Origin of the sequence: Pseudoalteromonas sp. GutCa3, assembly GCF_002836155.1 — a bacterium.
GTDB lineage: Bacteria > Pseudomonadota > Gammaproteobacteria > Enterobacterales > Alteromonadaceae > Pseudoalteromonas > Pseudoalteromonas arctica.
Genome location: NZ_PJBK01000026.1, coordinates 39,973 through 47,611 on the forward strand (window position 1 = coordinate 39,973; position 7,639 = coordinate 47,611).

Sequence of the window (7,639 nt, forward strand, 5' to 3'; positions counted from 1 at the left end):
AATGGTGAACAAGAAATGGATAGCACAATGTTGTATTAGCTTAACGGTTTTAAGCTTTTATGTGCCTAATGCATTCGCACAACAATCTTCAACGAAAACTGATAACTGCCTTGTAGAACAGACAGATTTAAGCACAAATAAAAACTTACGCCGAGAAGTTCAAGACAAAACAACCCTCACGCACAGTAATAGTAACGCTAAAATAGCCTCAATAAAGCTCAAGCAACTTAATGTATTTAATACTGAGCTTGAAGAGGAAAATAATGCCCTATTCCGATTTGCTAACCGCGCTCATATTCAAACAGAGCCCGATGTCATTAATAACCTTTTATTATTCTCCCCTGGTGACAAGTACGATGCTAAAAAGCTTGCAGAGTCTGAGCGCCTACTTCGTAAAGAAAGCTACTTATATGATGCACAAATTAGTGCAATCGAAAACTGCGACGGTGACGTTAATGTAGAAGTGGTTACCCGCGACTTATGGACACTTTTACCTGAAGTAAACTTTAGCCGTAGCGGCGGAGAAAATAAATCGAGTATAGGTTTTAGAGAATCAAACCTGCTTGGTTGGGGGAAGCGCCTTTCTTTGTCACGCACGACCGACAGCGATCGTAGCGGTTATTTATTTGTTTACGACGATCCTAATATTTTATCTACTCGCTACCGCGGCCGTTTAGAGTACGCTGATAACAGCGATGGCAAGCGCCATTTACTTGAGCTAACCTATCCATTTTACGCGATAGACACCCCTTTTAGTTACGGTATTTTAAGCTATTCTGAGCAGCGCGAAGAGTCACTATATAAACGCGGCGAAGAGTTTAGCGAATTTGATCAAACTACCGATTTAAACCGTGCATTTATAGGACACTCTAAAGCGCTTAATAATAATTGGACCCAACGCTTAACCTTAGGTTATACCGACGAGCAGCATACCTTTGAAGCTATAGACACTACATTTGCACCACTTGCCGATGACAGAAGTTTAAGTTATCCCTTTATAAGCGGCCATTGGTTTGAAGATAACTACATAAAAGTACGCAATTTTGACAGTATATCTCGCACTGAGGATTTAAACTTAGGTTGGAATATTAAAAGCTTAATTGGCTATTCAGACGAATCATTAAGTAATGACGACAGCCGCGCGGTGTATTCTTTTAACTTTAAAAAAGCCCACTTTACTAACGATAATACCTTATGGCGTTTTAGTGCTGATATTGATGGCTATTGGAATAAAGAACAGAAAAAACTCGAAAACTTTATGGCCACCAGCCAAGTACAATATTATTTAAATACCAGTGAAGACCAATCTTGGTATGTTAAAGCCCGCGTGCAATACGCAAAAAACCTTACTGCTGATCAACAGCTTACTTTAGGCGGCGAAACAGGCCTGCGTGGTTACCCTATGGATTATCAACATGGCGACCGCAGCTTTTTAGTTAATCTAGAAAAGCGCTATTACTGGGAGTACGATTTACTACAACTATTTAAAGTGGGTGGCGCAGCTTTTGTAGATGTGGGCAGAGCATGGTTTAACGATAAAGATAATGGTGAAAACGCACATGTATTAAAAAATATAGGCGTGGGTCTTCGTTTAGCACCGAGTCGTGCAAATTCAGGAACCATGATCCACATTGATATTGCCGCCCCAGTTGATAGCTACGATGACGTAGACTCAGTACAGTGGCTAGTAAGCGTTAAAAACACTTTTTAAATAATACAAACACGTTAAACTAATACCAATTGCATTAAATTACATTGTTATGAAAGTTCAGGACCTAATGTGGAAATAATAGAAGTTTTAGAATTGTTTGCATCACAATATAAGTTGGTTGTAACTATAATCGCTATTTTGGTTTTCCCTCTGCTATTAAAAATAACCAAAAAATTACTCGAAAAAGCAATTAAGGGGAAAGTTGATTTACACCGAAAATACCGTGCAGAGCTTTTACTAAAAATTATACTCGCCTTTGTAGTCCTGTGTTTGGTTTTAGTATTTTGGGGTATAGAGCTGCGTGGTTTATTGGTTTTAGGCTCTTCTTTATTCGCTATGTTGGGCGTAGCACTTTTTGCCGCTTGGTCATTATTGAGTAATCTCACCGCATTTTTACTAATGTTTATTCAAAACGATTGCCGTGTTGGCTATTGGGTACGAATTATTGATGGTGCGAATCATATTGAAGGCCGCATTGTTGAAATGGGCTTAATGAATGTAGTACTTGAGCATATTGATGGGCACCGTGTAATTTACCCTAATAATTTATTTGTGACACGCCCTGTCATGGTTTTAAATAAAGAACCAAAGCCAACAAAAGCTCCCGTTATAAAGCGTATTATTGGCCCTAAAAAACATAGTTAAAAAAGTAATAGTCACAAAAAAGCCGCAGTAAGTAATTAACTTCTGCGGTTTTTTTAATGCTTTAACTAACCAAAATTAAGGTTAACTATTAGTTATTTAGTTCAGCTGTTTTAAGCTCGTCATCTAAATCGTTTATCTCATCAATAAAGTTCTCTAGTTGCTGCTCTACTAAACTATTGTCATTTGCAAAGTAAGCAAGGTGGAATACCGCATCACCTTCATTTACCAATGGCATAGTTTGCTGACCAATAACAATACCGCCTTTAGGCGCTAAAAGCTCAAGCTCAGAGTCACCTAGTGGGCTACTAATATAAGCAAGTACTTGCCCTTTAGTTACATGTTCCCCTAGTGATACTTGTGCACGCACAATGCCATCAACTTCAGCACGTATCCAACTAGTTGAACCTGCAATAATAGGATCTGGTAACTTTTTAGGACGCTTGCCACGGATCATTTTTAAATGACGCATAACATAATCAACACCCTGCACACCTGCCGCAATTGCGATTGGATCAAAACGCAGTGCTTCACCAGCTTCATAGGTTATAACCGGTATACCTAGGTTTGCAGCTTCACTTCGTAGTGAGCCATTACGCAATGATGCATCTATAACTGCTGGCGTGCCGAATGCTTTAGCCATTTCAGCGGTTGCTTCATCAGCTAAGTTAGCGCGAATTTGCGGTAAGTTAGTTCGATGAATAGCGCCAGTATGTAAATCAATAATGTGGGTACAATGTATTGCCACTTGATTAAAAAACATATAAGCCATACGCCCAGCAAGTGAGCCACGCTCAGAACCTGGAAAGCTACGGTTCATATCACGTCTGTCTGGTAAGTAACGCGATTTATGAATAAAGCCAAACACATTCACAATAGGCACAGCGATTATTGTGCCGCGCAGTTGGCTTGGGTCTATTTTAGCAATTAACTGACGCACAACTTCTACGCCATTTAGCTCATCACCATGAATAGCCGCACACACCATAAGCACAGGACCTTCCATTACACCGTTAACCACTTCAATAGGAATATTAAGTGGTGAATGGGTATAAAGTTTAGCTGCCTCTAAGGCAAGTGTTTTACGCTCGCCTACGCCTACACTCTCTCCTAATAAGGAAAAAGGACGGTTAATTTTAACCTTTGCCACGTGTTGCTGTTCCTTTACTTGAAGCATTTTTTTCGATGAAATCAATCACCATGCCTGCAATGTCTTTACCTGTTGCTATTTCAATGCCCTCTAAACCTGGTGATGAGTTTACTTCCATCACAAGTGGTCCACGAGATGAGCGAAGTAAATCAACTCCCGCTACGTTCAAGCCCATTGATTTAGCCGCCGCTACTGCCGTTTTACGTTCTTCTGGAGTAATACGAACTAATGTAGCACTACCGCCACGGTGAAGGTTAGAACGGAACTCACCTTCTTGTGCTTGGCGCTTCATAGCTGCTATTACTTTATCGCCTAATACGAAACAACGTATATCGGCACCACCCGCTTCCTTAATGTATTCCTGAACCATAATATTAGCTTTTAAGCCCATAAATGCTTCAATAACGCTTTCTGCCGCTTTGCGTGTTTCAGCAAGTACAACACCAATGCCTTGTGTGCCTTCAAGTAATTTAATTACAACAGGTGCACCGCCTACCATTTCTAGTAAGTCTTTTACATCATCTGGTTTGCTAGCAAAACCTGTTACTGGCATACCAACGCCTTTGCGCGAAAGTAACTGAAGTGAGCGTAATTTATCGCGCGAACGAGAAATAGCGACTGATTCGTTTACAGGGTAAACACCCATCATTTCAAACTGACGAAGTACCGAACAGCCATAAAATGTAACCGATGCACCAATACGCGGGACGATTGCGTCAAATTCTTTTAAGTTTTCACCGCGATAGTGAATTTCTGGTTGCTCAGAGTTGATATTCATATAACAGCGCAATGCATCAATCACTTTAACTTCGTGACCGCGTGCCTCTGCCGCCTCAATTAAGCGACGTGTTGAATATAATTTTCTGTTGCGAGATAAAATACCGATTTTCATAGTTAAACCTTACGACCTAATAGTTGAGATAAAGCCGGGTCAACGACTATACGATTTTCCATGGCTGTACGCCCTAATAACATTCTAAACTTCATTGTTGCACGGCTTGTTAAAGTAAGCTCGATAGGCCAGCTATGCTCGCCTGCATGCAATGTAGTTTCTATAAAGTAACGTAACTCTTTTTGCCCACTTGAGCTGGTTACGTACTTCATTTTTTTAACTTTTGCATTGCAAGTGACTTGTGTTTGCTCATCATCTTGCAGTGGCTGGGCCGTAAATTTAACCCATTTTTCTGAGTCAACTTCGTATTCTTCAATGTTAATTGCATGAATACATGAAGTGCGAGCGCCAGTATCAATTTTTGCTTTTATCTCGTTAATACCAAGCCCAGGTAAACTTAACCACTCACGCCAACCAACTGTGATCTTTGCTGTCATAAATGTGCCCTTAATAAAAAAGTGACTTATACGCTACAGGTAAAAAAACACCAACGAAATAAATTTATCTAGTCGATTAGTAAATTAAATTGATCTTTTTAAACAACTGGTCACACAATGCACGCCTTGCTGAATAGTACTTTATGCCACTTTACTCAGCCCAAAGGCTCTGCATATATTTTGCTATTTAAGCTTAACTTATTAAAAATAAAGGTAAGTTTAAAATACTTAAGTAGATACACTATAGTTAACGGTATTAAAAATACACTATTATGAGAAATAATTATGATTAATGGTTTACTACATGCACTTGTACTTGATGGACAAGGCGGCGCTCGCCCTATTGAAAGCACTAATGAGCTAAATAGCTGGCAACCAAGCCACGGAAAACTTTGGGTGCACATGGACTATAGCCAAAGCGAGGCTGTTGAGTGGCTCAAGGCACAACCTCATTTAAACGATTACGAATTAGAGTCCTTAATTGCTGATGAAACACGCCCGCGAATTACATCAACGACTAACGGACATATGTTATTTTTACGTGGTGTAAATTTAAATCCAGCACAAAGCCCTGAAGACATGGTTTCAATTCGTTTATTTATTAGCGAAGACATTCTTATTACTACCCGCAAGCGTCGTTTATTATCGGTGCAGGATACGCTCACCTGTTTAAATGAAAATAAAGGCCCATGCAATATTTCTGAATTAGTGTGCTCTATTACACAAAAACTAACTTCTCGCATGCAAAGCGTTATTGACTCACTAGATGAAACACTCGACGAGTTTGAAGAAGAAATAGATGAACCAAGTAAAAAGTTTGATAACCAAGGTTTATCACAGTTGCGCCGTCAAACAATTGCCTTAAAGCGTTATTTAAAACCGCAAAAAGAAGCCCTTAGCTCAATGGTAAATAATCACTACCCGTGGCTGTTAGATGACGATAAAGCAAAATTAAACGAAACAACAAACTTACTTATTCGTTATTTAGAGGAGCTTGATAGCTCTATTGAACGTGCGCAAATCATTCAGCAAACAATCACTAACCAAGTGTCTGAGCAATTAAATCAGCGTATGTATGTAATGTCGGTTGTAGCTGCATTGTTTTTACCTTTAGGCTTTTTAACCGGCCTGTTAGGCGTAAACGTAGGGGGTATTCCGGGTACCGAGAGCCCCTATGCATTTAGTGCGTTTGTTATATTTTTGATTGTACTTACTGGCGGTATTGGTGTGTATTTTAAAAATAAAAAATGGTTATAAATTAAGTTTATACATTTAAAAAGCATTAAAAAAGCCACTCAGTTTTAAACTGAGTGGCTTTCTAAACTACTAAATAATTAGTTAGTTTTACGCGTATAACTAACGTCAGTCATTGTTACTTTAGCTTTTGTAATTCCTAAATCCTTAAAGCACTCTTTAAATGAATCTGAGTTTCCTGACTCGCCACACTCATCTAGTGTATATGGGTCTTGTGATTGTAAATAATTACCAAACTTAAAGTAAGATTCTGAATCATCTTCTACCGGAATACCAAAGGTAGTACCTAATGCAGTCACATCTACATCACCGTAATTATTAACTACTTTTAGATTGAATGAACCACCACTTCTGATAGTACCTAGTGCATGCTTTTCTTCTTTACCACTGGTGTTACGCAGGCGAACATAAACGTCAAAAATCCCGTTATCTGCTACGCTATCATCAAAACCGGATTCATCAGTATCTGAAACATATACTTTTGAAATCGTACCCGTATCGCTAGCGTGGTGCTGAGAAATAATCGTTTTACCACCATCTGACATTTCAACTTTTACAGTTGCCTCAAAAACCTCATAGGTTTCGGTCATTGCAACACGTGCACTTTCTTTTACTTTATATTCATGACGCCAGCCATTCCCGTTTGGAGTGATATGACGCGCTTCTAGAGGAACAAACTCTAAAGTGTCGCTATTTACTAATGGATGAGGATCGTTACCTTCAAGGTCAAAAATACTACCGTTGGTGATGTTGCTTGCTATACCTGAGCCACTACCAGTGTCGCCACCGCCAGTATCACCACCACCTGTGTCTCCGCCGCCAGAAGAACTCCCCTTAGTTAACGAAAAGTCATCAAAACGAACATCGCTTGAGCTCTTATCATGCTTAGCAAATACTTGTAGCGTACCTGTATTAGCTGTAGTGAAAGTTTTAGATACTTTTGTCCACGAAGAAACGTTAAATTTCTCACTTTTAAACAAACCATTAAGATCGTTAATGCCGATTTGTCCCTTGCCAAGTACGTACGCACTTAACGTGTACTGAGTATTTCGATCTACATCTACATTTTGGTAAACACGCCCTGGGCTACCTTGAATTTTTAATGATTTAGAGCCCTTGTAAGCACTACCTGAAATAGCCGCTGGTTCTGTTTCATTCCAGTTATTCCAACCATCTTCAAATCCAGCATTATTAACAGTTGCCGCTTGTACAAAACTTGAGCTAGCAGTCATTGCTGCAAGCATAAATAGGGATTTTTGGTTAATCATTATCTTTATTTCTCCAAACCTGTACATGAAAAAATCTTACTACATGGCTATAAATGAGTATTTCACTTGAGCCTAGATCACCGCCTGTAAACAGGTTTTAACTTGTGTTTTTATGTGTAATTGGTAATAAGTAAAATGTAAAAAAACCACTCTTGGTTTACAAACAAACATTACCAATAATTATTGCCAGCTGGGCTGAGACACAAGTTATATTGCTTGTAATAAATTTGCAACAATTTATTTAATAGGTAATAAGAATTGATTTCATTTAAATTCATTAATTCA

General features: G+C 39.0%; 7 protein-coding genes. 3 read left to right on the top strand and 4 right to left on the bottom strand.

What is annotated here, in order from left to right:
- Nucleotide 1: 1 nt before the first annotated feature.
- A complete protein-coding gene (locus tag CXF64_RS05365; RefSeq protein ID WP_024609055.1) occupies nucleotides 2-1,711 on the top strand; it encodes a ShlB/FhaC/HecB family hemolysin secretion/activation protein in 1,710 nt (569 codons plus the stop codon).
- A 69-nt stretch (nucleotides 1,712-1,780) separates the two neighbouring features.
- Nucleotides 1,781-2,356 carry a mechanosensitive ion channel domain-containing protein gene (locus CXF64_RS05370; protein WP_101216528.1) on the top strand — a complete coding sequence of 192 codons (576 nt, stop codon included), beginning with the start codon at nucleotides 1,781-1,783 and terminating at the stop codon, nucleotides 2,354-2,356.
- Between the two features lie 88 nt (nucleotides 2,357-2,444).
- Here the strand turns inward: CXF64_RS05370 and CXF64_RS05375 are convergent, their stop codons facing one another.
- The 3 genes from CXF64_RS05375 to CXF64_RS05385 are packed head-to-tail and all read right to left on the bottom strand — an operon-like array spanning nucleotide 2,445 to nucleotide 4,832.
- Nucleotides 2,445-3,503 (bottom strand): succinylglutamate desuccinylase/aspartoacylase family protein, encoded by a 1,059-nt coding sequence (locus CXF64_RS05375; protein WP_007585786.1) that lies wholly within the window; start codon nucleotides 3,501-3,503, stop codon nucleotides 2,445-2,447.
- A complete protein-coding gene (gene rimK / locus CXF64_RS05380) occupies nucleotides 3,490-4,395 on the bottom strand; it encodes a 30S ribosomal protein S6--L-glutamate ligase (protein ID WP_002961977.1) in 906 nt (301 codons plus the stop codon). Before rimK ends, CXF64_RS05375 begins: the two co-directional genes overlap by 14 nt.
- 2 nt (nucleotides 4,396-4,397) lie before the next feature.
- Nucleotides 4,398-4,832 (bottom strand): ATP-dependent zinc protease family protein, encoded by a 435-nt coding sequence (locus tag CXF64_RS05385; protein ID WP_007585784.1) that lies wholly within the window; start codon nucleotides 4,830-4,832, stop codon nucleotides 4,398-4,400.
- Nucleotides 4,833-5,117: 285 nt separating this feature from the next.
- Between CXF64_RS05385 and CXF64_RS05390 the strand changes: the two genes are divergently transcribed.
- Nucleotides 5,118-6,089 (top strand): zinc transporter ZntB, encoded by a 972-nt coding sequence (locus CXF64_RS05390; protein WP_007585782.1) that lies wholly within the window; start codon nucleotides 5,118-5,120, stop codon nucleotides 6,087-6,089.
- Nucleotides 6,090-6,166: 77 nt separating this feature from the next.
- Here the strand turns inward: CXF64_RS05390 and CXF64_RS05395 are convergent, their stop codons facing one another.
- A complete protein-coding gene (locus tag CXF64_RS05395; protein WP_101216529.1) occupies nucleotides 6,167-7,354 on the bottom strand; it encodes a polysaccharide lyase family 7 protein in 1,188 nt (395 codons plus the stop codon).
- Nucleotides 7,355-7,639: the final 285 nt, after the last annotated feature.

Coding starts and splice junctions, on each gene's coding strand:
- CXF64_RS05365 (WP_024609055.1), top strand. CDS start 2: ATGGTGAACAAGAAATGGATAGCACAATGTTGTATTAGCTTAACGGTT.
- CXF64_RS05395 (WP_101216529.1), bottom strand. CDS start 7,354: ATGATTAACCAAAAATCCCTATTTATGCTTGCAGCAATGACTGCTAGC.
- rimK (WP_002961977.1), bottom strand. CDS start 4,395: ATGAAAATCGGTATTTTATCTCGCAACAGAAAATTATATTCAACACGT.
- CXF64_RS05385 (WP_007585784.1), bottom strand. CDS start 4,832: ATGACAGCAAAGATCACAGTTGGTTGGCGTGAGTGGTTAAGTTTACCT.
- CXF64_RS05390 (WP_007585782.1), top strand. CDS start 5,118: ATGATTAATGGTTTACTACATGCACTTGTACTTGATGGACAAGGCGGC.